Source organism: Methylobacterium sp. J-078, assembly GCF_022829285.1.
Taxonomy (GTDB): Bacteria; Pseudomonadota; Alphaproteobacteria; order Rhizobiales; family Beijerinckiaceae; genus Methylobacterium.
The window spans coordinates 37,001-60,305 of the sequence record NZ_JAKSYI010000031.1 but is presented as its reverse complement, the minus strand read 5'-3'; the positions used below and the strand labels follow the sequence as shown (position 1 = coordinate 60,305).

The window sequence follows — 23,305 nt, the reverse complement described above, 5'->3', positions numbered from 1 at the left end:
TCGCAAATGCCACGCGACCTCTCGCCCGCCGGTTCGTCATGCATCACCCTGCCAAGGTCTCGCCGCATGCGCGATCGGCATAAGAGAAGGCGAAAGGTGATGAAAAGACTTTGACTTAGCGCCAGCCTATATTGCGACGCACCATCTCATGCTGCATGGCACTAGGCCACAGCCCTGCCGTGCTGACCCTCACGAGGACTTGTGCGAAGTCCGGCAAGACGGTGCGCAAGCGAGTTGACGCCGCCGGAATTTTTCTTAGAGTTCGTTCAAGCTTCGGTTTCGAGGGGCGCCGCAAAGGGATAGCGGCCCCTGACCGTCAGATCCGGACCTCCCGCCGATGGCGTGGAAACCGGGACCTGGCGTCCGCTACCGAGGCGAACTATCCCTGTCGCAAACAGTCAGATCACGGCGTGATCATGCGGGTTTTCCGCAGGATGACGGCTGTAAGATCTGTCGGAGGAATCCATGAGAGCGGTACATCTTCTCGCACTCGGCGCCGGCATGGTCGCTTCGACCACGGCGTTCGCCAACGAAGACGTCCTGAAGCGCACGGCCAACCCGGCCGAGCAGGTCCTTCAGACCGTCGATTACGCCAACACGCGCTATTCGAAGCTCGACCAGATCAACGCCAGCAACGTCAAGCAGCTCCAGGTCGCCTGGACCTTCTCGACCGGCGTGCTGCGCGGCCACGAGGGCTCCCCGCTCGTCGTCGGCAACATGATGTACGTCCACACCCCCTTCCCGAACATCGTCTACGCCCTTGACCTCGACAAGGACGGCGTGATCGCCTGGAAGTACGAGCCCAAGCAGGACCCGTCGGTCATCCCGGTGATGTGCTGTGACACGGTCAACCGTGGTCTCGCCTACGCCGACGGCGCCATCATCCTGCACCAGGCCGACACCACTGTCGTCTCGCTCGACGCCAAGTCCGGCAAGGTGAACTGGTCCGTCGTCAACGGCGACCCCAAGAAGGGTGAGACCAACACCGCCACCGTTCTCCCGGTGAAGGACAAGATCATCGTCGGCATCTCCGGCGGCGAGTTCGGCGTGAACTGCCACGTCACCGCCTATGACGCCAAGACGGGCAAGAAGGTGTGGCGCGGCCACTCCCAGGGCCCCGACGCCGACATGATCATGGACCCCGAGAAGACCACGTCGCTCGGCAAGCCGGTCGGCAAGGACTCCTCGCTGAAGACCTGGGAAGGCGATCAGTGGAAGACCGGCGGCGGCTGCACCTGGGGCTGGTTCTCCTACGATCCCAAGCTCGACCTGATGTACTACGGCTCGGGCAACCCCTCGACCTGGAACCCCAAGCAGCGTCCGGGCGACAACAAGTGGTCCATGACCATCTGGGCGCGTAACCCCGACACGGGCGCGGCCAAGTGGGTCTACCAGATGACCCCGCACGACGAGTGGGACTACGACGGCATCAACGAGATGATCCTCACGGATCAGAAGGTTGACGGCAAGGAGCGTCCGCTCCTGACCCACTTCGACCGTAACGGCTTCGGCTACACCCTCGATCGCGCCACCGGCGAGCTCCTCGTCGCCGAGAAGTTCGATCCGGTCGTGAACTGGGCCTCCAAGGTCGACATGGACAAGGGCTCCAAGACCTACGGTCGCCCCCTCGTCCAGGCCAAGTACTCCACCGAGCAGAACGGTGAGGATACCAACTCCAAGGGTATTTGCCCCGCCGCTCTCGGCACCAAGGACCAGCAGCCTGCGGCCTACTCGCCGAAGACCAACCTGTTCTACGTGCCCACCAACCACGTCTGCATGGACTACGAGCCGTTCCGGGTTTCCTACACCCCGGGTCAGCCCTACGTCGGCGCGACGCTGGCCATGTACCCGGCCCCCAACAGCCACGGCGGCATGGGTAACTTCATCGCCTGGGACGGCGTGAACGGTAAGATCAAGTGGTCGAACCAGGAGCAGTTCTCGGTGTGGTCGGGCGCCCTCGCCACCGCTGGTGACGTCGTGTTCTACGGTACCCTCGAGGGTTACCTTAAGGCCGTCGACTCCAAGACCGGCAAGGAGCTCTACAAGTTCAAGACCCCGTCGGGCATCATCGGCAACGTGATGACCTACAGCCACAAGGGTAAGCAGTTCGTCGGCATCCTGTCGGGTGTCGGTGGCTGGGCCGGCATCGGCCTCGCGGCCGGCCTGACCGACCCGAACGCCGGTCTCGGCGCGGTGGGTGGTTACGCCGCCCTCTCGAACTACACCAACCTCGGTGGTCAGCTGACCGTCTTCTCGCTTCCGAACTAATCGGTCGCACGCTACGGTAGGCAATAGGGTGCCGGCGCGGGTTTCCGCGCCGGCACCTTTATGATTAGAATTGGAAGAACAACACGCGAAACACGCGGCTCGCGAGCCGACGTGGTGTTCCTGGGAGAAACGTCGTTGCACATCATCAGCAAAGCCGCCATCCGTCCGCTCGTGGCCGTGCTCGCCCTCGCCTCCGTCTCGACCCTCGCCGTGCAGGCCCAGGACGCGAAGAAGGCTGATCCGGCGCTGGCCAACCAGCTGGATCCCAACGCCGCCGAGAAAGACCCGAAGCTGATCGACAAGTTCGCGGCCGTGAAGGTCGAGGACGGCAAGTATCAGGACGGCGATGGCCACCCGACCTTTCACATCACCAATGACGGCAAGAAGTTCGACTGGTACGCCTATTCGGGCTACCGCCGCTATCACGCCGAGTGCCACGTCTGCCACGGCCCCGACGCCATGGGCTCGACCTACGCGCCGGCCCTGAAGGACTCGCTCAAGACCATCGGCTACGAGGAGTTCATCGGTATCCTCGCCGGCGGCAAGCGTGACTCGCAGGCCGGCCAGGAGCGGGTGATGCCCGCCTTCGGCGATAACAAGAACGTCATGTGCTACGCCGACGACCTCTACGTCTACCTGAAGGCCCGTGCCTCCGGCGCCATGCCGCGCGTGCGTCCGACGGACAAGGAAGACAAGCCCGAGGCCGCCAAGACGGCCGAGAAGGAGTGCCTGGGCGGCTGATGACCCGCTCACGCACCCGGACACGCTTCGCCCTCGCGCTCCTGCTGATCTCGGCAGGGGCGCGAGCAGCTTTCGCCCAGTCGTTGCCCGACCTCGTCACCACGGACACCCTGCGGGTCTGCGGCGACCCGGGCAACATGCCGTTCTCCCAGCGCAAGGAGGACGGCTTCGAGAACAGGATCGCGGCGATCATCGCCGACGAGCTCAAGGTCAAGATCCGGTACTATTGGCTGACGCAGGGGCCGGGCTTCGTCCGCAACACCCTTGGCACCGGCTTGTGCGACATCATCATCGGCTCGGCCGCCGGCGGTGAGCTCGTCCAGCATTCGAACCCGTATTATCGCTCCGCCTATACGCTGGTCACCCGCACGGGCGATCTCGACGGCGTCACCCGCCTCGACGACCCCAGGCTCAAGGGCAAGTCGATCGGCGTCATCGGCGGCACGCCCCCGGTGAACCGGATGGGGGAGGTGGGCCTCGTCAGTGCGATGAAGGCCTACGCGCCCTACCAGCTCGATCCGGCGCGCAAGCATCAGACGGTCTCGGCCGAGGTCATCGCCGATCTTGCCGAGAAGCGCATCGATGCGGCGATCCTCTGGGGTCCGGCCGCCGGCTGGCTCGCTAAGCAGAGCGGCGTTCCGATGAACGTCGTCCCCCTGCTGCAGGAGCCCGACCGTCCCCCGCTCACCTTCCGGATCGCCCTCGGAGTGCGCCTGGAGGAGAACGACTGGAAGCGCAGCCTCAACACGATCCTGCGCAAGCGTCGCGCCGACATCGAGCGGGTGCTGCGCGACTACGACGTGCCGCTGCTGGAGGAAGAGGGCAACAAGCTCCTCGACGCTCCGGCCCCGTGAGATGTCGGCGGCCGACAGGGTGAACAGACCGCGATGGCGGCGGCGGATCGGCTCCGCCGCCGCCATCGTCGTTCTCGTCCTGGTCGCCCTCGTCGTCGTCGATCAACGCCAATGGCTGCGGGTCGCGCCACCCCTGGTGCCCGAGCCGGACCGGGCCGACCGCATCCTCGTGGAGAAGGCTGCCCGCCGCCTGACGCTGCTGCGCGACGGCCGGGTCCTCGCCACCTATCCGGTCTCCCTTGGGTTCAGCCCCGAGGGCCAGAAATCCCGCGCGGGCGACGGACGCACGCCGGAGGGGACCTACGCGGTCGCGTATCGCAACCCACGCAGCGTCGCCCACCTCTCGCTGAAGGTCTCTTATCCGACGCCGGAGCAGGCCCGCGCCGCCGCGTCCGAGGGCCGTGCCCCGGGTGGCGACATCATGATCCACGGTCTGTTCAACGGTCTGTCCTGGCTCGGGCCCCTGCACCGCCTCCTCGACTGGACGAATGGCTGCGTCGGCGTCACCAATGCCGAGATGGAGGCGATCTACGCCCGGGTGGACACCGGTACCCCGATCGAGATCCGGCCCTGATCAGGCTCGCTCGATGCCGGCGGCGTCGAGCTTGGCCAGAGCTTCGGTGACCGTCTCGGGGCCGATGCGCAGATCGGGGGCGATCTCCGCCAGGGGCACCAGCACGAAGGCGCGCTCGCGCACGAAGCGGTGCGGCAGCACGAGGCGCGCATCCGAAATCGCCGCCCCCTCGTAGGACAAGACGTCGATGTCGATCACCCGCGGCCCCCAGCGGCGCTCGCGCACCCGGCCCATGGCGGCCTCGATGGCGAGGCCCGCCTCCAGGAGATCATGGGGGGTCAGGCTGGTCTCGATCCCGACGGCGGCGTTGAGGAACCAATCCTGGTCGGTGTCGCCCCAGGGCGGGGTCCGGTAGTCGGACGAGCGCGCGGTGATGCGGATGCCCGGCGTGGCGGCCAACCGCGCCACTGCGTCCGCGAGGGTCGCGGCCTTGTCGCCGATGTTGCTGCCAAGGCCGAGATAGGCCGCATGAAGCCCCGAGCCCGCGCTCATCGGGCGACCTCGCGGGCGCGCACGATCTCGATGGCGACACCGTCGATCACCGCCGGCACCGGCGCGCTCGGCTTGTCCACCCGCACCCGGATCTCGCGGATGAGCGGGTGCCGCTCGAGGATCTCGCCCGCGATGGCCTCCGCCAGGGCCTCGATCAGGGCGAAGCGCCGCTGCGTGGCGATCCGGGTCACGATCTCGGTGAGATCGGCGTAGCTCACGGTCCGGGCGACGTCGTCGGAGCGGCCGGCCGCCCCGAGGTCGAGCCGGACGTCGAGGGAGACGTAGAAGCGCTGGCCGAGTCGGGCCTCCTCGGGCAGGAGGCCGTGGAAGGCGAACACGGCGATGCGGTCGACGACGATGCGGTCGCTCATGCGGGTCGTCCCATCACGGCATCGACCACCCGCAGGGCGTCGACATGCGGCCGCACGTCGTGGACGCGCACGATCCGGGCCCCGAGGGTCGCGGCGAGAACGTGGCTGCCCACCGAGCCGAAGAGGCGATCCACCGGCCGGGTCTCGGCATCGTGCAGGCGCCCCAGCAGCGACTTGCGCGAGACGCCGACGAGGACCGGAAAGCCGAGGGCCACGATCTCGGGCAGACGCCGCAGGGCTTCGAGGTGCTGTTCCCAGCTCTTGCCGAAGCCGATGCCGGGATCGAGCACGATGTCGCGGTCGCGCAGACCGGCAGCCCTTGCGATGGCGAGGGAGCGTTCGAAGAAGCGCAGCATGTCGGCGATGATGTCGATGGCCGGATCGATGGTCTCGCGGTTGTGCATGATCATCACCGGCGCGCCATGGTCGGCGGCGACGCGAGCGATGTCGGGCTCGCGCTGCAGGCCCCAGACATCGTTGACGATGCGGGCGCCGGCCTCCAGCGCCACCCGCGCGGTCGAGGCTTTGTAGGTGTCCACCGAGATCGGAACGGGCAGACGGGGCGCGAGGTCGCGGATCACCGGCAGGATGCGGGCCTGCTCCTCCTCGGCCGAGACCGGCACGTGGCCGGGCCGGGTGGACTCGCCGCCGATATCCACCAGCGCCGCCCCCTCCGCCACCAGGGCCTCGGCCTGGGCGCGGGCGGCGTCGCGATTCGTGAAGCGACCGCCATCCGAGAAGGAATCGGGCGTGACGTTGAGAATGCCCATCACGAGCACGCGCCGCCCGAGATCGGGCAAGAGCGTCGTCAGCGGGGCCGGCAGGTCTGGGGGCACGGGATGCTCGGGTTCGAAGGCGGGCGCGTTCTCGGCCGGGATGCCGCTGTCTTTGAACGCAATGCCGGGTCGGAGCAACGCCCATGCCGGGGCGGGACGAAACCGCGTGCCGCGCCGCCGCTCCCGGCGGCGGCGCTAGGGGGCTCGAACGGTCGGCTCAGGTCCCGCCACGATAGCAGCGGATCTCCGCCTCGGCCTGGGCGCGCCGGAGTTCGGCGACCTGATCGTCGAACACCTTGGTCGTCTTAAACTGGGCGGTCCGCTGGCCGATGCCCTGGCGGATGGAGAGCACGGTGCTGGCCTGGACGTACTTGTCGTAGGGCAGCAACGCGGCGAGCGCATCGAGGGAGCACGAGCAGCGCGACAGGGATTCGCGCGACTGGCCGTTGGCCGCCATGCAGCCGAAGATGTAATCGGCCCGCGCCTCGGTGGGGTAGTCGTTCTCGGGCTCGGCTGCGGCCGCCGCACCGGCCAGGAGAGCCGCGGCGCAGGCGCCGGCCGCGAGGCGCGGGAGCCGCTTAACCAGCGTTCGGATCATAGGTCAGGTTCTCTTGTAGGAGTTCGCCGCCCTCAGCGTTCTTGGAGCTCGCTTCGATCGAGACGAGTTCGCCGGGTACGGCCTCGGACGTGACGAAGGTGTAGGTCAGGTTCTCGAAGCCACGCATGCGCTCCTTCATCTTGTCGTCGATGAAGGGCTTGGTCTCGATGCGCCAGGCATCGACCTTGCGGCCCTTGTAGTCGATCTGCGTCGGCGTCACGGTGGCGTTGTCGCGCAGACCTTTGCGGATGGCGTTCTTGATGTAGCGCGGATTGGCCATCAGCACGCGGGCGAGGTCGATGAGGTGATGCTCGAGGAAGAGCGTCATCACCGGGTTGCCGGGCATGTCCTCGAAGGGCCCGGCCGGGAAGCGGTTGGCGCCGGAGAACATCTGGACGCGGATATCGCGGCTTTCGGCGGTCTTGCCGGGCTCGATGCCGAGCTTGATGGTGTCGTCGAGGGGCGGGCCGAACGGACCCTTCGAGATGCCGCTACGGCGCAGGTAGGTGTAGGTCAGGGTCGCGCCCGGGGGCACGTTCTTCATCTGCGGCTGTTCGAAGAGCAGATCCGAGGCGTTCGGGGCGGTCGCGGTGTTGGCCTTCGTGACGGCCGGCGCCTCCGGGGCCTGAGGCGCGGCGGGCGCGGTCTGGGCGAACGCGGGGGCGCTCGCGAACAACACGAACGCGGCAAGTGTGACGGGCTTCAAAGCGGCGCTTCCTCATTCAACGGCGTACGCACATTCGGCTGCACGTTACTGCCGATGGTCCGATAGATGTAATCCGGCGGCGTCTCGGCCGCCTCCTCGGCGGCGAGATCGCGCACCTTGGCGTGGAGGGGCGAGAGCGAGCAGGCCGGGTCGGTGGCCGCCGCGTCGCCGGCAAGCGCCAGGGCCTGGCAGCGGCAGCCGCCCCAGTCCTTCTCGCGCCGGTCGCAGGAGCGGCAGGGCTCCTTCATCCAGTCCGTGCCGCGATAGGCCGTGAAGGCCGGCGCATTCGCCCAGATGTCGGCGAGCGAATGGTCGGACACGTACCAGAATTCGAGGTTCGGAATCGTCTCGGCCGCATGGCAGGGCAGTACCTTGCCCTGCGGGGTCACGTTCATGAGCTTGCGGCCCCAGCCGCCCGCGCAGGCCTTGGGGTACTTCGCGTAGTAGTCCGGCACGACGAGGTCGATGACGAGCTGGCCCTTCAGGCGCTCGCGGGCCGCCTCGACGATGCGGATCGAGCGGTCGACCTCGGCCTTGTTCGGCATCAGGGCGGCGCGGTTCACGTAGGCCCAGCCGTAATACTGGGTGTGGGCGACCTCCAGGCGCTTGGCGCCGAGCTTGACCGCCAGATCGATGAAGCCCTCGACCTCGTGGATGTTGCCCCGGTGGATCACCGAATTCAGCGTCAGCGGCAGGCCGAGTTGGGTGACCCGCTCGGCGAAGGCGAATTTCTGCGGCTGCGCGTTCTTCAGGCCGCCGATCTTCTCGGCATTGGCCGCGTCCACGCCCTGCACCGAGAGCTGCACGTGGTCGAGGCCGGCGTCGTAGAGCGCGTCGAGTTTTTGCAAGGCGCCCCCGACGCCCGACGTGATGAGGTTGGAATACAGGCCCAGCGTCGCGCAGGTCTTCGTGATCTCGACGATGTCGTTGCGCGCCGTGGGCTCGCCGCCCGAGAGATGGACGTGCAGCACGCCGAGCGCCGCCGCTTCCGTCAGCACCCGCTGCCACGTCGCGGTGTCGAGTTCGCCGGAGCGCCGGTCGAGTTCGAGCGGGTTCGAGCAGTAGGGACAGCGCAGGGGGCAGCGATGGGTGAGCTCGGCCAGCAGCCCGACGGGCGCCGGGATGGCGGTGGCGTTCGGCGTGATCGCGTTCATCGCTCCAGAACCCGTTTGGTGGCCAGATCGTTCAGCATCGCGAGGATGTCGGCTTCGATCACGGACGCGTCCGCCGTGAATTTCTCGGCCAGCACCCCGGCGATGTCGCGCACGCTGCGTTGCCCGTCGACCAGTTCGAGGACCATGACCGCGTTGGCGTCGAGATCGAAGGTGCGCTCGGGCGCCAGGAGGACGTGCTGGTCACGCACGGCGTCGTGGCGCAGGCGCACGCCGCGGGGCAGGCGCGGGACGTCGTGCGCCGTGAGGGTGCCGGTGCCCGCTGCCTGGGCCACGGCCGGTTCGGGCACCAGCCCGGTGCCGGGCGTCCAGGCATCCGGCGGGATCAGACCGGGGGCCACGTAGGCGAAGTACAGGGCGTCGAGCTGCGTCCAGAGCACGTTGCACTTGAAGGTCAGCGCATCCATGGCTTGGCGCTGCAGGGCCGGCGTGGTGGCGTGCTCCTTGACGTAGGCGATGGCGAAGTCCGCGTCGCGCGGGGCCTGGGTCAGGCGCTTGTCGAAATAGGCCAGGGTGTCCTTGGTGATGAAGTCGTAGTTCTTCAGCATCCCGGCGACGCGCTCGGAGATGATGGTCGGCGAGAACATCTCGGTCAGCGACGAGGCGATCGCCTCCAGGAGCGAGCGCTCCTTCACGAAGTGCACGTAGGCGTCCACTGAGAACCGGGTCGCCGACAGGATGCCCTGCGTCGATTCCACGTAAGTCCGGGCGAAGCCCACGCCCTCTGCGAGCTTGAGCCAGCGCTCGATGCCGCCGTCGCCGGGCGCGTCGCCGTCGTGGTCGACGATGCGCTGGCGCCAGACCCGGCGCAGCGAGGCGTCGGTCATCCGTGCGAGCACGGCGGCGTCCTTCACCGGGATCATGGCCTGGTAGTAGTACCGGTTCAGCGCCCAGGCCCGGACCTGATCCTTGTTCAGCTTGCCGTCGTGCAGCAGGCGGTGGAACGGGTGCAGGTTGTGGTAGCGGCGCGCGCCGATGTCGCGAAGGGCGGCCTCCAACTCCTCGGGCGAGAGCAGGCGCTGGGCCTCGTCGGTCTTCGGGGTCGGGAAGGGCGCGGTCATGGCGTGGCTCGCGGTGGAGGATCGGTTTTCTGAACTTTTCTTATCAATCGCGCGCCGCGCCGGGAAGAGTCCGGGCTCAGAGGCGCAATTCAATCGGACACAATGTATGGCGCCGGCACTAAGTTGCCAGTCGGGCGCCCTAGGAAAGGTCGAGTGTCAGGCCGTCATGGGCCACGGTCCAGCCCGCAGCCTCGACCTGCCGGCGCTCGTCCGAGCCCTCCACCAGCACCGGGTTGGTGTTGTTGATGTGAACGAAGACGCGCCGGCCGATATCGACATCCGCGAGGGCCGCGATGGAGCCGCCCTCTCCGGTCATCGGCACGTGGCCCATGCGCCAGCCGGTCTTGGTGCCGACGCCGGCGCGGATCATGTCGTCGTCGAGAAGCACGGTGCCGTCGAACAGCAGGGCGTCGACCCCGGCGATCCGGTCCTTGAGGCCATCGGTGACGCGGGCGCAGCCGGGAATGTAGGCGAGGCGTCGGCCGCCAGCCTCGATCATGGCCCCCACCGTGGTCTCGGTCTCGGCGCCGAGTTCCAGGGTCTCTTCCTCCAGCCACAGGGGCACCTTGCCCGGCACGGAGAACAGGGTGACGCGCAGGCCCGGCACCGGCTCGAAGGCACGGTCGAGGGCGATCGGCTCGCGGGCGACCACGCCCGCGGCCATCACGTCGAACACCCGATTGGCGTTGACCGAGTCGAGGATGCCGCTGGTGGCGTAGAGCGTGAAGGGCTGGCCCTCGCGCAGCGTCAGCAGCCCGGCGACGTGGTCCACGTCGCCGTTGGTCAGCAGCACGGCGTGGATCGGCGAGTGCCGCAAACCCGTGCGCGGATGCATCGCCGGATTGTCGAACAGCTGCTGGCGGATATCGGGGGAGGCGTTCACCAGGAGCCAGCGTTCCCCATCGGGGGAGACGGCGATGCTCGACTGGGTCCGTGGCCTGACACGGGTCTCGTCCGTGCGAGCGAGGGAGCAGATGGGGCAGCGGCAATTCCACTGGGGAAGGCCGCCGCCCGCAGCCGAGCCGAGGATCAGGACATGCATGGTTGAACCGACGCCGCCTTGGGACCCTCGGGCTCGACGAAAACTCAGTTGAAGGTGTCGATCTCAGCGGACTCGTAGCTGGTGACTTCCATGCCGACACAGATCTCGGAAACGACGGGGGCAGCCCAGGTCATGGTGTTTCTCCTGAAGGTTTCTTCTCAACGTCAGCAGCATCCCGATCCCACATAAGAAGATCGTAAGACACTGACGGCGCAGTGGTTTCTGTCGCCGGAGTGATATCGACAATTTGGCTCGGCAGTTCAAGCGCTAAATTGCCGGTTCCTCCCGTATGACCCCGCGAAATGCGGGTCGGCGTTAACGCAGGGTGCCAACCCCGCCCGCCCGCACCCTGCCTCAGTGCCGGAAATCCTGGCCCTTGAGATCGAGCATGAAGCCCCGCCCGCGCACCGTGACGATCACCGGACCGCCGAGGCGGACGAAATCCGAGAGCTTGGTTCGCAGGTAACCCACGTAGACATCGACGACATTCAGCGAGAGGCCGCCCTGGCCCGCCCAGAGCTTGTCGAAGATGTCGCCCCGCGTCACCGGCTGGTTGGCGTTGTCCATCAGGAGGGCGAGGAGTTCCGCCTCGCGGGGGGTGAGGCGCGCCGTCGCATCCGCGAAACCGACCTGCCGGATGTTCAGGTCCAGCACGAGCTTGCCCGCCGTGACGATGGTGCGGGGCGCGTCCGCCGCCTTCCGGCGCAGGAGATGGGTCTGCAGGCGGGCCAGCAATTCGTCGAAGACGAAGGGCTTCACGATGTAGTCATCGGCACCCAGCGCCAGCCCCTCGGCGCGGTCGCGGACCTCGTCCCGGGCCGAGAGGAAGAGAATCGGGCCCGGATAGCCGCCCTCGCGTAAGGAACGGCAGACGTCGTGGCCCGAGCCGTCCGGCAGGGTGATGTCGAGCACCACGGCCTCCGGCGAATCGGCCTGGGCGGCGGCCAGGGCGTCGTCGACGCAGCCGGCGACACCGACCGAGAAGCCTTCCGCCTCCAGGCCACGGGCGAGCATGGCGCGGATGTCGCTGTCATCCTCGACGATCAGTACGCGCGTCATGCCACACTCTCCTTGGCGACCCCGTCCGGATCGTCCTGCCGTATCGCGGGTTTCGGCGCGGCCTCGGGCGAGCCCAGCACCGGCAGTTCGAGGGCGACCTGGGCGCCCCGGCCGCCGGGCCCGCTCCGCAGGCGGATCACCCCATCATGGCGCTCCACCACCCAGCGCGCCAGGGCGAGGCCGATGCCGAACCCGGCCTCGCCGGAAGGGCTCTCGCGGCGGAAACGCTCGAACAGGTCCTCGCCCGAACCGGGAAAGCCCGGCCCGTCATCGGTGACGGTGATCTCCACCCGTCCGGGGGCCGGCTGCACCAAGACCACACTCACACCGGTGAGGCCAGCGGCGTGCCGCAGGGCGTTGTCGATCAGGCTCTCGATCACCTGCCGCAGCCATTCCCGGTCGGCGAGCAGCATCGGGTCGTCGGTGGCGGGCGCGAGACCGAGCGCCACGCGCCGGCGTGCGGCCTCCGAGGCCATGCCGTCCACGGCGTCGGCTAGGATCGGCAACGCGTTGACGGGGCGCCGGTCGAGTTCGATCTGGCCGGATTCGGAGCGGGCGACGCGCAAGAGGTCCTCCACCCGGCGCTGCAGGCGCAGGGCGCGCTTGCGGATGGTGGCGAAGACGGGCCCGAAATCGACGCCGGGCCCGGAAACGACCTGCCGCCCGGCCGAGCGGGCGGCGATGTCGCACTCGCCCAGGATGACGGTCAGCGGCGTGCGCAGCTCATGGCTGACATCGGCGAAGAAGCGTCGGCGCGAGCGGTCCACCGCCTCGAGCTGGGCGTTGGCGGCGCGCAGGTCCAGGGTCCGGGCCGCCACGGTGTCCTCCAGGGCAGCGCGGTCAGCGGCCAGCCGGCCCTCGCGACGGGCAAGGCGGGCGGCCATGCGGTTGAAGTTCGCCACCAGCAGGCCGAGCTCGTCCCGCGTCGCCACCGAGAGGCGGGTGTCGAGCTCGCCCCGGCCGACCGCCCCGGCGGCACGGCGCACGGTCTCGATGCGCGCCAGCACCGGGCGGGTCACCACCCGGTAGAGCAGCAGCACGACGGCGAGCGCGAAGGCCACGGCCGCCAGGGAGGCGATGCGCAGGGTGCCGGACAGGTCCCGCGCCGCGTCGGAGCCCGCGATCATCGATCGACGCTCGACCTCGATCAGGAAGGAGAGGGGCTGCCCCGTCATCGCTCCGAAGCCGTTGAGAGCCCCCCGGATCGCCGCCTTGCGCGACTCGTCCTCGGATTGGCGCAGCACCTGCGACACCTGCCGGTCGAGCACCGCGCGGGCGGAGCGCAGCTGCGCGAGGGGCCGGGTGCGCGCAGCGTACTGCGTCCGGTCGAGGGGATCGTTGCTGACCGCGATGGAACGCCCCAGGGCCTCGTCCACCGCCACCAGGGCGCGGTCGACGTTGGCGCGGGCCACCGCCAGCCCCTCGGGCTGCGCGTCCGGGTTGCTCACCGCCTCCAGGGCCGCGAGGCCGTACTGCGTCATGCGCCCGGACAGCTCGACGAGGAGTTCGAGGCGCCCCTGCGCCGCCAGCGTCCGGTCGATGGTGCGCTCTGCGGCGCCGATCGAGGCGAGCACGCCGAGAGCCGCCAGGATGACGAGGAGGGCGGTGCCGCCGAGGAGCAGCGCGAACCGGACCTTCAGCGAGCGCATGGGCCCGCCAGGAACCGGTCTGAAAAGAAGGGGTCCGATGCGGCGGGTGCGCCTGCCGGCACGTGCGGCCCGCGTCCCGGCCGGAGGGGAATCGACCGGCACCGCTCGAAATCCTGGCGCAGGCTCCCCATCCGGGAAAGGGAACGCGGCGCGATCGGGCTATCCCCGGTGCGCGACCGGATCTGGTTCGACGTGGCCGGCATGGTCTTGCCAGTTCTTCCCGACATTGCTTCGGGCCTACACTCAGGCGGCGTGGCACCCGTGCTTGCCTGATCCTCCCGTCTGTTCCGGCGATCTTGCGATCACCGTGACGCGGGCAAGATCTCTAGGCTCGGGCCTGCCGTCGTTGCAAGGGTGGCGTCGACGCGGAGCGCCGGCCCTCACAGGTCGCGCGGCTGGCTGCCCCGAACGGCGCAGCGCCACTTGGTGACGTGCCATTCCGGATGCTCGGCCTGCCACTTGGCGATGGCGCTCTGGGAGTTGCGCAGGCAGACGGTCGGGCTGCGGGCCTCGAAGGACAGGTCGATCTTGTCCTCGCGGCATTGCGCGGGCTCCGACAGGAGACAGATCGAAAGCAGGATGAGCATTCGGTGACGCCAGGTTCGCGCGGGGGAAGCGCGGGGCATCCGGCACTATGGTGCCGCCCCGCGGGCGAAGATGGTCGTCCGATCGGGAGGATTGTGCAAGTGGGGTGGGATGGGGCCCTGGGTTCGTCGAGGCGGAACGAACGCCTCTCCCCTGGTGGGGAGGGCGGGAGCGGGGGTGGTTCCGCCAGCCGCCGCAACCGTCGAAGGGACGCCTCCCCACAAGGCCAAGGAGGGTTTCGTCGCGCCTCAGGCCGCCGCCACCCACAATTCGCCCTTGCCCAGGGTCGCGAGGTCGCCCGAGTAGCGCTTGAGCGCACCGGCCGCGAGGTCGGCATGCACCGGACTGAGCGGCCGGAGCGAACGGGCCAGCAGGCGCAGGAACACGAGATCGTGCGTGCCGGTCTCGACGAAGCTCGGGGCCAGGGCTCCGACCGCGCCGGCCAGGATGGTGCCCCGGCGCATGCCGTAGCCCGGATGGTCGCCGAGGGACGTTGCCGCGATGGTGCCGGCGATCATCCGCGCGCCCGCATGGGCGCCGGCTTGGCCCACCAGGATGAGGCCGCGACGCATGCGGTCGCCGAGATGGTCGCCGGCCGATCCGTGGATCACCAGGGTGGCGCCGTCGAGCCCGGCCTTGGCCGCATAGATCGCGCCGCCGGCATGATCCCCGGCATCGCCCTCGATCGTGATCGTGCCGCCGGTGGCGCCCGAGCCCGCGAAGGGGCCAGCAGAGCCCGTCACGGTGACAGAGCCCGACTGCATGCCCGCCCCGAGGCGCTGGCCGACATCGCCGACGACACGGATTCGGCCGCCGCTCAGCGAGGCACCGACCCGGTCGAGGCGCGACGAGCCGCCCTCGATCACGAGCTCCTCCGAGCCGTCGAGGGCGAGGGTGAAGCAGTCGCCCAGGGTCAGACCGTGCCGGCTGGTGCCGACGGGGAGCCGGGCCGCCTCGGCCTCGCTGAGACCGCTGAGCGAGAGTGGGGTGACGTGCAGGAGGTCGAGCCGCTCCGGCGGCTCCTGGCGCAGGGTCAGGGTGCTCATGCGGCTCCGGCCTCGCTGCTGCCCGGCTCCTTCGAGAGCAGGTTCTTCAGGTGATAATGGTGGCGGCCGAGATTGCCGCCGTAATTGCCGGCGGTGACCGCGACGAGACCGTGCGCCGCGCCGGCCTCAGTCGCCGCGTGCAGGGCGGCGCGCATGGATTCGGCCACCGCGTCGGAGGTCAGCGCGTCGATGACGATCTCCAGCACGACGCCGACCTCGGCCGAGAGTTCGGTGCCGGCCCGACCTTTGAGGGTCGGGCAATAGGCGTCGTTGGTGGAAGCCATCATGCCCTTGGTGCGGGCGCCCACCTTCGAGCCGGAGCGGACGATGCCGCCGGGGAAGGGCAGGATCGCGCCCGACACCGCGCGGGCGGCCTCGACCGCGATCTCGGCGACCTTGAGGGTGTCGGCGTGCTTGCGCCCCAGGAACAGGAGGTTACCGCCGCCGACCGCGCCGTCCACGGCGCGGACGAAGTCCTCGCACAGGAACTCGCCGTCCATGACGGGGATCCGCCAATAGCGCCGGGCCTTGCCGGTGACGGGATCGGTCAGGCGTTTCGCCACGGCGAAGCCGTCGCCGAAGTAGCGGATGGCGCCCCCGAGCTTGATCTTGGTGGGGCCGTCCACGCCGGCATAACACGCCGTACCCGGGCAGGTGAGGATGCACTGGCCGACCCGCTTCAAAAGCTGGTCCTTGAGGCCGTTCGGCTCGAAGCCGAACAGCAGCACGCGCACGCCGGGGCGTCCGTCCGGCGTCTCGTCGGGGGACAGTTCGCAGTCGATCCCGGCCTCGGCGCCGCAGCCGATCACCGAGGTGGCGAACCCCGTCATGGTGACGGCGGCGATCATCGCCCATTTCGCCGTGTCGTTGGTGATGACGATCGCGGTCCCGGCGACGTCGAACGCCTCCGCGAACGTGTCGATCACCGGGATGCCGTTGAGGGTGAGGTCCGTCATCTCAGTCACCCGTCCCCACGCGACGCATCTTTTTCACGCCCGGCATCCTCACGAACGACATGCGACCTCCGCGAACACGTCCGGCTTCGGGAAGGCATCGTCGGGCACCGCGAAGCTCTTGAGGCCGGTGCCGAAGCGGTCCTGCAGGTAGGTCTCGGAGCGGGCCACCATCGCCTTGTCGGACTCGACGGCGAGCTCCAGGGTTCGGCCGGAGCGCCAGGCCACGACCTCGCCGTCCTCCACGATGGTCTCGCCGTCCTTGAGCACCAGCCTGGCGCGGGCGAACATGGCGGTGCGGTCGGGGTCATCGCGATAGATCGCGACGTCGGCCCGGGCCCCCTCGCGCAGGTGACCGCGATCGGCCAGCCCGAGGAGCTTGGCCGGCCCCGAGCGGGTGAGCTGGGCGATTTCCGAGAAGCTGTATTCGCGCTCGATGGCGCAGAGGCCGGAGCGCTCGGCGATGACCTTGTGGAGGCCGGCGATCTCGCGGTCGCGCTTCTCCTTGTCCATCAGCAGGTGGATGATGTGCGGGTAATCCGTGAACGGGCCGCCATTGGGGTGGTCCGTCGTCAGGATCGTGCGCTCCGGCTCCTTCGAGAGCAGCATAAGCTCGAGGCCGATGGCCCATTGCAGGGAGCTGACGGGCCCACGCGGCTTGTAGAGGAACGGCACCACGCCGCCGCCCTCCGCGTCGCCCGCGTTGAGGATCCACTTCTTCGGGTTGGCGCCCTTGCGGCCGGCGAACTGGCGCAGGATGTCGAGCGAGATCGTCACGGTCTGCCCGAAGGCGACCTGGCCGACATCGTAGGTGGCGTTGGGGTGTGCCTCCATCGCCTCCGTGATCCGCTCGGCCGCCGAGCGGAAGCCGCCGGTGAGCGGGTTCTCCGGGTCGGCGACGCCGTAGCCGTAGAACTGGGCATGGGCGAAGTGGATGCGCCGGCCTTCCGCCGCCTCCAGGGTGGCCACGAAGGACTCGTCGGCGCCCGGGATGCCGAGGTTGTTGCAGTGGACGTGCAGCGGATGCGGAACGCCGATCTCCTCCACCGCGTCGAGGAGCGCGCCCATGATCTTGCGGGTGGAGAGGCCGTAGACCGGGATCTCGTCGTCGAGGCTGAGCTTCAGCATCCCGTCCTTGAAGGCCGAGGCGCCGCCCGCGTTGATGCACTTGACGCCGAGCCCCCGCGAGGTCGCCACCGAGAGGGCGACGAGGTCGCGCACCGCCGCCTTGCCCTCGCGCGCCCGCAGGAGCTGGAGCAGGTGGTCGTCGTTGCCCATCACGGTGAGCGCCCCGCGGTCGAGGAGCGGGATATCGGCGAGTTCGAGCTGGGTCGCGAGCGCGTTGGCGGGCGGCATCGCGGGTTCGACGGCGAGCGTGTAGCCCATCCGCGCGTAATTCGCGCCGATCCACGCGGCCGAGCCGCCCGCATGAGCGAAGGGATGGCCCTCGGGGGCGGCCTCGCTGACGTAGAGGTCGGGCAGGAGCAGGCGGCTCATCACCACGTTGCCGCCGGCGATGTGCGAATGCACCTCGACGCCGCCGGCCATCACCACGCAGCCGGTGGCGTCGATAGTGCGGTCGGGCGCCCGGTCGCTAGGGGCCACCACGCGGCCGTCCTCGATCCAGACCTCGCCGACCGCGTCGCGGCCGGCCGTCGGGTCGACGACCCGGCCCCCGTGAATCCGGATCAGCATGCGGCGGCCTTCTTCTGCGTGAGGCGTTCTTGGATGGCGGTGAGGATGCCGGCCGCGCTCAGCTCCGCCGTCTGACCGGAGGCCGGCGCATAGGCGATGGCGGCGCGGCGCTCGTCCCACAGGCTCCCGCCGGCACTCTCGCCGGGGACGCCGACCGCGAAGACCACGTCGGCGACGTCGCCACTGGCATCCGGGCTGCCGACGCCCACGATGGCGACGCTCGGCAGGGTCCCGAGCCAGTCGGGCCGGGGGGCGGGGAGGGAGGCGAGCCAGAGGGCGGCATCGGCCTCGCCGGCGGCGATCTGGCGGGTGCTGTCGAAGCGCCAGGGATCGTGCTCGGGCACGTGGCGGCCGAAGCCGACGCGGGGCGCCTGACCGGTGGTCCAGGCGGCGAGCTGGAGGAGCGCGCGGCCCTGGAACGGGTCCGCGAGGCTCAGGCCGAAGAAGCGCGTGGCCTCGTTGAGGTCCTTGATGAGCCCCATGAGCATCTCGACGCCGAGTTCACCGATCTCGGCCGGGTCGTAGAGGACGACACCGTACTGCGCGGAGCTCAGGCGCTTGGCGAGGTCGGCATAGGCCGCTTCCCCGGCGAGGTTGCCCTTCAGGAAGGCGCGCAGGTGCGCGATCGAGACCGCGAGGCCGCCAGCCTCCGCGGGGTAGGCCACGTGCCGGGTGGCGCCGTTGCGGGGGCCGCCCAGCGACAGGATCACCCGCTCCGAACCGGCGGCACGACCGCGGGTCGCCTGCGAGCCGGCGATGTCGCCGACGATGGCGCGGTCCCAGGGGGCGTTGCCGACGATGAGGATCGCGTCGGCCCGACCGATCGCCTCGGCCGGCGTCGTCGTCATCGCGCCGGTGCGGCTCAAGGGGCCGAGCTCGGCATAGAGGCTCGGGCCGGCCACGGGATCGACGGAGGCGCCGAGGGCGTCGGCGAGGTGGTAGGCCGCGCGCACCGCGCTCAACTCGGCGCAGAGGCCTGCCAGGACGGCATTCCGCGCTGAGGCGAGGAGCGTGGCGGCGGCCTCCACCGCCGCATCCGCATCCGTCGCACCACCCTTCACCCAGGCCGCCATGCGTTGCACCTTGGAAAATCGAGGGCCCGGCGCGCACCGTATTCGGCGTCGCGCGCGGCGGGACTGAGCCAGTCCATGTCGTTGGGGCGGCACGTTTGCATCGCCGCCGCGTGGCAGGCAACCCCCCTGAGTCCCGCCGTGAAGATCCGAGTGCAATGCCGGGACGCGAGATTTGACGGCCACGCTTGCGAGTGGTCCGCGCTCCGTGGGAGAAGCCGGCGGCGCGAGGCCGCGTGGAACGAGCGCGTCGAACGAGGACCTGTCACGATGGAAGGGATCGACGTGCTGCGGATCCCGGGGGGTCCGGGTGAGACCGCCGCCCCCGCCGGCCTCCGCGTCCACGCGCCCGCCCGCCTGCATTTCGGCTTCCTCGACCTGCATGGCGGCCTCGGCCGGCGCTTCGGCAGCATCGGCCTCGCCCTCGACGCCCCCGCCGTGACCCTGACCGCCCGGCCGGCCGAGCGCCTCGACGTGACCGGGCCCGAGGCGCGCCGCGCCGCCGCCTATGCGCTCGCCGCCGCCGGACATCTCGGCATCGCGGGCCACGCTGCCCTCACCATCGAATCCGCGATTCCGGCCCATGCGGGCTTCGGCTCCGGCACGCAGCTGGCGCTGAGCGTGGCGGCGGCCCTGGCGGGTCTCGCCGGACGGCCCTTCGCGCCGGAGGACTTCGCCGACGCCCTCGACCGGGGCAATCGCTCGGGCGTCGGGCTGGCGGCGTTCACCCAAGGGGGCCTCATCGTCGATGGCGGGCGCGATCCCGAGGGAAACCCGCCGCCGGTGATCGCGCGTCTCGCCTACCCGGAGGCTTGGCGCGTGGTGCTGATCCTCGACACCGGCATGACCGGCGTCCACGGCACCCGCGAGGTCGCGGCCTTCCGCGATCTGCCGCGCTTTCCGGAACCGCAAGCCGCCGAGATCTGCCGCATCGTGCTGATGCAGGTGCTGCCCGCCGTGGTCACCGCCGAGCCGGAGGGGTTCGGCGCCGGCATCACCCGCATCCAGCAACTGATCGGCGACCACTTCGCACCCCACCAGGGCGGACGCTTCGCCAGCCCCGCCGTGGCCGAGGCCCTCGCCGCCGTCGCCGCGCAGGGCATCGCCGGCTACGGCCAGAGCTCCTGGGGGCCGACCGGCTTCGCCCTGGTGCCCTCGGAGGCGCAAGCCCGCGCCCTCGTCGCGAGCCTGGAGCGGCCCGGTCCGCTCAGGTTCCTCATCGCGCGGGGCCGCAACACCGGCGCCTCGGTCACGGCGCTTTAAGACGCGGACCTGTAGATAACGATCCTCAAACCGCCGCCTTCGGATCGGTTTTGACAATTCGACGCCTCGGCGCACGATCGGGCCGCGTCACAGCATGAAGGGAGACCGACGATGGCCCGCTCGATCCTGCACATGATCACGCCCCTGAAGCACATGAGCCCGTTCGACGTGAACATGGCCGTGGATGCGGGCTTCGAGACCATCGCCACCTACGCGAACGCGACGCTCGCCGACGTGACGACGCTCGTCCAGGATTCGATCTTCTCGCGCAGCCCCCAGGACGGCGTTCGCACCGGGATCTTCATCGGCGGCAAGAACGCCGAGGACGCCCTCGACATGATGGACCGGGCCAAGAAGGCCCTGGTGCCACCCTTCGCCAACCACATCTTCGCCGATCCGGCCGGTTCCTTCACCACGGGGGCAGCCATGGTCGCCGAGGTGACGCGCGCGCTGCGCACCAAGTTCGACACCGGCCTCGCGGACAAGCGCATCGTCATCTTCGGGGGCGCCGGCGTGGTCGCCTACGTGGCCGCCGTGATCGGCGCGCTGAACGGCGCCAAGGCGGTGATCGTCGGCCATGACGGCGAGGAGCGGGTGAGCAAGATCGCCAACACCATGCGCTGGCGCTTCGGCGTGGAGGTCGAGGCGGTGGACGGAACCACCCCCGCCGCCCGCCGCGCCGCCATCGGGCAGGCCGACGTCATCCTGTCGGCCGGCCCCGCCGGTATCCCGATTCTCACGGCGGAGGATCTCGAAAGCGCCCCGAAGCTCCTTGTGGCCTCGGACGTCAACGCCGTGCCGCCCGCCGGCATCGCGGGAATCGACGTCAACGCCGTCGACGTGCCCCTGCCCACGGGCCGGGGCGTCGGCATCGGCGCGCTCGCGGTCGGCAACGTGAAGTACCAGACGGAATCCCGCCTGTTCCGTCGCATGCTGGACGCCGACGAGCCGCTCTGCCTCGATTTCCGCGATGCCTACGCGCTGGCGGTCGAGGTGGCGGGCTGACGCCCGGCCTCCCAGCGTCGGCACCGGCCGGTCGAACCCTCCTCATCGCCGCCCAGTCCGGCCGCGCCCTCGCCCAGGCGGCCCGGCGGGCGGGCCTGAGCCCTCTCGTCCTCGACCTCTTCGGTGACGCAGACACCCGCGCCCTCACCGTGGGCTATCGCCAGGCCGGAGGACGATTCGGGGGAGGGCGCCTCGGGGACGAGGCCGTCATCGACCAGCTCGACGCCCTCGCGGCCGAGGGGCCGGGCGAGCCCATCGGCCTCGTCCTCGGCAGCGGCTTCGAGGCCGCCCCCGACCTGATGCGGGTCATCGCGGGGCGCTACCGCCTACTCGGCGCCGGACCGGATTGCATGGGGCGCCTCAAAGACCCCTTCGCCTTCGCGGCCCTCTGCCGAAAGCATGGCGTGCCGCACCCCGCCGTCACCCGCGAGCCCGTGTCCGATCGGGCCGCCTGGCTCCTGAAGCAGGCCGGGGGGTCGGGCGGCGCGCATATCCGCGCCGCGCCCGGCGGGCCCGCGCCGAGGGGAGCCTATTTCCAGGCCCGGGTGCCGGGCCGGGCCGTGTCCCTGTCGTTTCTGTCCGACGGCGCCGCGATCCGGGTCGTGGGCGTCACCGAGCAGTGGAGCGCCCCATCCCCCCTGCGGCCCTTCCGCTATGCCGGTGCCCTGGAACGGGCGCGCCACGAGCCGCCCTCCCTCGCACCGGGGCTGTCGGCGGCGATCGCGGCCGGGGTCGGGCGCCTCGCGGCAGCCACCGGCCTCACCGGGCTCGCCAGCGCGGACTGCCTCGTGGACGGGCCGGATTGGTGGCTCACCGAGATCAACCCGCGCCCGGGCGCCACCCTCGACGTCCTCGACCGGCGCCCGACGCCCCTCCTCACCCAGCATATCGCCGCGAGCCTGGGCCACTTGCCCGATCCGGAGCCCGCACCGGTGGATGCGGCGGCCACGGAAATCTGCTACGCGGCCAGCGGCTACGCGCCGATGCCGCCGATCTCCTGGCCGGATTTCGTGCGCGACCGCCCAAGACCCGGCACCACGGTGGCGCGCGACGCGCCGCTGTGCACCCTGTTCGTCACGGGGCCGGACTCGGCCGCCACGAGAGCGATGTTGCGAGGCCGGGCCGCCGAACTGCGGACCCTGCTCGACCTGACGGAGGGACACCCATGACCACCAGCCCGAGCGGCGCGAAATTCCCGTTTCCGAGCGTCAACGCCCTGACCGCCCCCCTGGTGGAGCGGCTGGTCGCCGATGCCGCGGCCCTGCGCCTGTCCGTGACCACCGAGAACGGCGCCCGCATGGTCGATGCCGGCGCCAACGTGCGCGGCTCCATTGAGGCCGGACGCCGCATCGCCGAGATCTGCCTCGGCGGCCTCGGCACCGTCTCGATCGCGCCCTCCGGCCCGATCGCGTCCTGGCCCTACTCGGTGATCGTGCACGCCGCCGATCCGGTCATCGCCTGCCTCGGCAGCCAGTATGCCGGCTGGTCGCTGGCCGACGAGACCGGGGATTCCGGCTTCTTCGCCCTCGGCTCCGGCCCCGGCCGCGCCGTCGCGGTGGTAGAGGACCTCTACGGCGAGCTCGGCTACAGGGATTCCGCGACCCAGACCGCCCTGGTGCTGGAAGCGGCCGGCGGCCCGCCGGCCTCCGTCATCGCCAAGGTGGCCGAGGCCACGGGCCTGAGCCCTGAGCAGCTGACCTTCATCTACGCCCCGACCCAGAGTCTCGCCGGCTCCACCCAGGTCGTCGCCCGCGTCCTCGAAGTCGCCCTGCACAAGGCCCATACCGTCGGCTTCGACCTCCACAGAATCGTGGACGGCATCGGCTCCGCCCCACTCTCGCCGCAGCACCCGGACTTCATCCAGGCTATGGGCCGCACCAACGACGCCATCATCTACGGCGGCCGCGTGCAGCTCTTCGTCGAGGCCGACGACGCCGACGCGCAGCAGCTCGCCGAGCAGGTGCCCTCGTCGAACTCGGCCGACCACGGCGCACCCTTCGCCGACATCTTCTCCCGGGTGAACGGCGACTTCTACAAGATCGACGGCGCCCTCTTCAGCCCCGCCGAGGTCATCGTCACCTCCGTCACCACCGGCAAGAGCTTCCGCGGTGGCAAGCTGATGCCGGAGCTGGTGGAAGCGTCGTTCCGGTAGGAATAGCGCTCGAACTCTCCCCCGCAGACCTCGGGCTTGCCCGTGGTCTGCCTTCGAGTGCTCAAGTCGGGCAGGCCCGACTTGAGGTGGGGGAGGGTGCCTGCGGAGCAGGCGGGAGAGGGAACGACCTCTCCGGATACGGTGCTCCCCTCATCCGACTTGGCTCGCGGGCC

General features: G+C 69.9%; 24 protein-coding genes. 8 read left to right on the top strand and 16 right to left on the bottom strand.

What is annotated here, in order from left to right:
- Positions 1-465 precede the first annotated feature (465 nt).
- The 4 genes from xoxF1 to MKK58_RS02325 all read left to right on the top strand — a co-directional run bounded on the left by xoxF1 (position 466) and on the right by MKK58_RS02325 (position 4,437).
- Positions 466-2,268 carry a lanthanide-dependent methanol dehydrogenase XoxF1 gene (gene xoxF1, locus MKK58_RS02340; RefSeq protein WP_243910566.1) on the top strand — a complete coding sequence of 601 codons (1,803 nt, stop codon included), beginning with the start codon at positions 466-468 and terminating at the stop codon, positions 2,266-2,268.
- Positions 2,269-2,403: 135 nt separating this feature from the next.
- Entirely contained in the window at positions 2,404-3,009 is a 606-nt protein-coding gene (locus tag MKK58_RS02335) for a c-type cytochrome, methanol metabolism-related (RefSeq protein ID WP_243910565.1), read from the top strand.
- On the top strand, positions 3,009-3,863 hold the full coding sequence (gene xoxJ, locus MKK58_RS02330; protein ID WP_243910564.1) for a rare earth element methanol dehydrogenase accessory protein XoxJ: 855 nt from the start codon (positions 3,009-3,011) through the stop codon (positions 3,861-3,863). Before MKK58_RS02335 ends, xoxJ begins: the two co-directional genes overlap by 1 nt.
- Before the next feature lie 19 nt (positions 3,864-3,882).
- Positions 3,883-4,437, top strand: coding sequence for a murein L,D-transpeptidase family protein (locus MKK58_RS02325; RefSeq protein WP_409565168.1), 555 nt, complete (start codon positions 3,883-3,885; stop codon positions 4,435-4,437).
- On the opposite strand, the gene folK is transcribed toward MKK58_RS02325, so the two are convergent.
- The 16 genes from folK to MKK58_RS02245 form a co-directional block, all read right to left on the bottom strand.
- A complete protein-coding gene (gene folK / locus MKK58_RS02320; RefSeq protein WP_243910563.1) occupies positions 4,438-4,929 on the bottom strand; it encodes a 2-amino-4-hydroxy-6-hydroxymethyldihydropteridine diphosphokinase in 492 nt (163 codons plus the stop codon). It abuts the gene before it with no gap.
- Positions 4,926-5,300, bottom strand: a complete 375-nt coding sequence (gene folB / locus MKK58_RS02315; protein WP_243910562.1) for a dihydroneopterin aldolase — start codon at positions 5,298-5,300, stop codon at positions 4,926-4,928. Before folB ends, folK begins: the two co-directional genes overlap by 4 nt.
- A complete protein-coding gene (gene folP, locus MKK58_RS02310; RefSeq protein WP_243910583.1) occupies positions 5,297-6,070 on the bottom strand; it encodes a dihydropteroate synthase in 774 nt (257 codons plus the stop codon). Before folP ends, folB begins: the two co-directional genes overlap by 4 nt.
- 223 nt (positions 6,071-6,293) lie before the next feature.
- Positions 6,294-6,674, bottom strand: a complete 381-nt coding sequence (locus MKK58_RS02305; RefSeq protein WP_243910561.1) for a hypothetical protein — start codon at positions 6,672-6,674, stop codon at positions 6,294-6,296.
- A complete protein-coding gene (locus MKK58_RS02300) occupies positions 6,655-7,380 on the bottom strand; it encodes a hypothetical protein (RefSeq protein ID WP_243910560.1) in 726 nt (241 codons plus the stop codon). Before MKK58_RS02300 ends, MKK58_RS02305 begins: the two co-directional genes overlap by 20 nt.
- Positions 7,377-8,534 carry a pyrroloquinoline quinone biosynthesis protein PqqE gene (gene pqqE, locus MKK58_RS02295; RefSeq protein ID WP_243910559.1) on the bottom strand — a complete coding sequence of 386 codons (1,158 nt, stop codon included), beginning with the start codon at positions 8,532-8,534 and terminating at the stop codon, positions 7,377-7,379. The genes MKK58_RS02300 and pqqE overlap by 4 nt, the downstream gene beginning before the upstream one ends.
- Positions 8,531-9,613 carry a pyrroloquinoline-quinone synthase PqqC gene (gene pqqC / locus MKK58_RS02290; protein WP_243910558.1) on the bottom strand — a complete coding sequence of 361 codons (1,083 nt, stop codon included), beginning with the start codon at positions 9,611-9,613 and terminating at the stop codon, positions 8,531-8,533. The genes pqqE and pqqC overlap by 4 nt, the downstream gene beginning before the upstream one ends.
- 139 nt (positions 9,614-9,752) lie before the next feature.
- Positions 9,753-10,655, bottom strand: coding sequence for a pyrroloquinoline quinone biosynthesis protein PqqB (gene pqqB / locus MKK58_RS02285; RefSeq protein WP_243910557.1), 903 nt, complete (start codon positions 10,653-10,655; stop codon positions 9,753-9,755).
- Between the two features lie 44 nt (positions 10,656-10,699).
- Positions 10,700-10,789, bottom strand: coding sequence for a pyrroloquinoline quinone precursor peptide PqqA (gene pqqA / locus MKK58_RS02280; RefSeq protein ID WP_018043604.1), 90 nt, complete (start codon positions 10,787-10,789; stop codon positions 10,700-10,702).
- Positions 10,790-11,009: 220 nt separating this feature from the next.
- Positions 11,010-11,714: a response regulator transcription factor gene (locus tag MKK58_RS02275; RefSeq protein WP_243910556.1), complete on the bottom strand. Its 705-nt coding sequence runs from the start codon at positions 11,712-11,714 to the stop codon at positions 11,010-11,012.
- Positions 11,711-13,363: a sensor histidine kinase gene (locus MKK58_RS02270; protein ID WP_243910555.1), complete on the bottom strand. Its 1,653-nt coding sequence runs from the start codon at positions 13,361-13,363 to the stop codon at positions 11,711-11,713. Before MKK58_RS02270 ends, MKK58_RS02275 begins: the two co-directional genes overlap by 4 nt.
- Before the next feature lie 380 nt (positions 13,364-13,743).
- On the bottom strand, positions 13,744-13,950 hold the full coding sequence (locus tag MKK58_RS02265; protein WP_243910554.1) for a hypothetical protein: 207 nt from the start codon (positions 13,948-13,950) through the stop codon (positions 13,744-13,746).
- A 246-nt stretch (positions 13,951-14,196) separates the two neighbouring features.
- Positions 14,197-14,994, bottom strand: a complete 798-nt coding sequence (locus tag MKK58_RS02260; RefSeq protein WP_243910553.1) for a formylmethanofuran dehydrogenase subunit C — start codon at positions 14,992-14,994, stop codon at positions 14,197-14,199.
- Entirely contained in the window at positions 14,991-15,950 is a 960-nt protein-coding gene (gene fhcD / locus MKK58_RS02255; RefSeq protein ID WP_243910552.1) for a formylmethanofuran--tetrahydromethanopterin N-formyltransferase, read from the bottom strand. The genes MKK58_RS02260 and fhcD overlap by 4 nt, the downstream gene beginning before the upstream one ends.
- A 48-nt stretch (positions 15,951-15,998) precedes the next feature.
- Positions 15,999-17,642: a formylmethanofuran dehydrogenase subunit A gene (locus MKK58_RS02250; RefSeq protein WP_243910551.1), complete on the bottom strand. Its 1,644-nt coding sequence runs from the start codon at positions 17,640-17,642 to the stop codon at positions 15,999-16,001.
- A complete protein-coding gene (locus MKK58_RS02245) occupies positions 17,636-18,715 on the bottom strand; it encodes a formyltransferase (protein ID WP_243910550.1) in 1,080 nt (359 codons plus the stop codon). The genes MKK58_RS02250 and MKK58_RS02245 overlap by 7 nt, the downstream gene beginning before the upstream one ends.
- Before the next feature lie 267 nt (positions 18,716-18,982).
- Here MKK58_RS02245 and MKK58_RS02240 point away from each other — a divergent pair, with 267 nt between their 5' ends.
- From MKK58_RS02240 to mch, 4 genes are all read left to right on the top strand, one after another.
- Positions 18,983-19,975 carry a beta-ribofuranosylaminobenzene 5'-phosphate synthase family protein gene (locus MKK58_RS02240; RefSeq protein WP_243910549.1) on the top strand — a complete coding sequence of 331 codons (993 nt, stop codon included), beginning with the start codon at positions 18,983-18,985 and terminating at the stop codon, positions 19,973-19,975.
- Between the two features lie 111 nt (positions 19,976-20,086).
- The gene (locus MKK58_RS02235) at positions 20,087-20,980 is read left to right on the top strand and encodes an NAD(P)-dependent methylenetetrahydromethanopterin dehydrogenase (RefSeq protein ID WP_243910548.1); all 894 of its coding nucleotides are present in this window, start codon (positions 20,087-20,089) and stop codon (positions 20,978-20,980) included.
- A 149-nt stretch (positions 20,981-21,129) separates the two neighbouring features.
- Positions 21,130-22,149 (top strand): ATP-grasp domain-containing protein, encoded by a 1,020-nt coding sequence (locus tag MKK58_RS02230; protein ID WP_313899263.1) that lies wholly within the window; start codon positions 21,130-21,132, stop codon positions 22,147-22,149.
- The gene (gene mch, locus MKK58_RS02225; protein WP_243910547.1) at positions 22,146-23,132 is read left to right on the top strand and encodes a methenyltetrahydromethanopterin cyclohydrolase; all 987 of its coding nucleotides are present in this window, start codon (positions 22,146-22,148) and stop codon (positions 23,130-23,132) included. Before MKK58_RS02230 ends, mch begins: the two co-directional genes overlap by 4 nt.
- The last annotated feature ends 173 nt before the right edge of the window (positions 23,133-23,305 follow it).

Excerpts from the sequence above, each read along its gene's own strand:
- mch (WP_243910547.1), top strand. The coding sequence starts at position 22,146 with ATGACCACCAGCCCGAGCGGCGCGAAATTCCCGTTTCCGAGCGTCAAC.
- MKK58_RS02305 (WP_243910561.1), bottom strand. The coding sequence starts at position 6,674 with ATGATCCGAACGCTGGTTAAGCGGCTCCCGCGCCTCGCGGCCGGCGCC.
- MKK58_RS02270 (WP_243910555.1), bottom strand. The coding sequence starts at position 13,363 with ATGCGCTCGCTGAAGGTCCGGTTCGCGCTGCTCCTCGGCGGCACCGCC.
- folP (WP_243910583.1), bottom strand. The coding sequence starts at position 6,070 with ATGGGCATTCTCAACGTCACGCCCGATTCCTTCTCGGATGGCGGTCGC.
- pqqE (WP_243910559.1), bottom strand. The coding sequence starts at position 8,534 with ATGAACGCGATCACGCCGAACGCCACCGCCATCCCGGCGCCCGTCGGG.
- MKK58_RS02235 (WP_243910548.1), top strand. The coding sequence starts at position 20,087 with ATGGCCCGCTCGATCCTGCACATGATCACGCCCCTGAAGCACATGAGC.
- xoxJ (WP_243910564.1), top strand. The coding sequence starts at position 3,009 with ATGACCCGCTCACGCACCCGGACACGCTTCGCCCTCGCGCTCCTGCTG.
- folK (WP_243910563.1), bottom strand. The coding sequence starts at position 4,929 with ATGAGCGCGGGCTCGGGGCTTCATGCGGCCTATCTCGGCCTTGGCAGC.
- MKK58_RS02265 (WP_243910554.1), bottom strand. The coding sequence starts at position 13,950 with ATGCTCATCCTGCTTTCGATCTGTCTCCTGTCGGAGCCCGCGCAATGC.
- fhcD (WP_243910552.1), bottom strand. The coding sequence starts at position 15,950 with ATGACGGACCTCACCCTCAACGGCATCCCGGTGATCGACACGTTCGCG.
- MKK58_RS02260 (WP_243910553.1), bottom strand. The coding sequence starts at position 14,994 with ATGAGCACCCTGACCCTGCGCCAGGAGCCGCCGGAGCGGCTCGACCTC.
- MKK58_RS02275 (WP_243910556.1), bottom strand. The coding sequence starts at position 11,714 with ATGACGCGCGTACTGATCGTCGAGGATGACAGCGACATCCGCGCCATG.
- folB (WP_243910562.1), bottom strand. The coding sequence starts at position 5,300 with ATGAGCGACCGCATCGTCGTCGACCGCATCGCCGTGTTCGCCTTCCAC.
- xoxF1 (WP_243910566.1), top strand. The coding sequence starts at position 466 with ATGAGAGCGGTACATCTTCTCGCACTCGGCGCCGGCATGGTCGCTTCG.
- MKK58_RS02240 (WP_243910549.1), top strand. The coding sequence starts at position 18,983 with ATGGAAGGGATCGACGTGCTGCGGATCCCGGGGGGTCCGGGTGAGACC.
- MKK58_RS02250 (WP_243910551.1), bottom strand. The coding sequence starts at position 17,642 with ATGCTGATCCGGATTCACGGGGGCCGGGTCGTCGACCCGACGGCCGGC.
- pqqB (WP_243910557.1), bottom strand. The coding sequence starts at position 10,655 with ATGCATGTCCTGATCCTCGGCTCGGCTGCGGGCGGCGGCCTTCCCCAG.
- pqqC (WP_243910558.1), bottom strand. The coding sequence starts at position 9,613 with ATGACCGCGCCCTTCCCGACCCCGAAGACCGACGAGGCCCAGCGCCTG.
- pqqA (WP_018043604.1), bottom strand. The coding sequence starts at position 10,789 with ATGACCTGGGCTGCCCCCGTCGTTTCCGAGATCTGTGTCGGCATGGAA.
- MKK58_RS02245 (WP_243910550.1), bottom strand. The coding sequence starts at position 18,715 with ATGGCGGCCTGGGTGAAGGGTGGTGCGACGGATGCGGATGCGGCGGTG.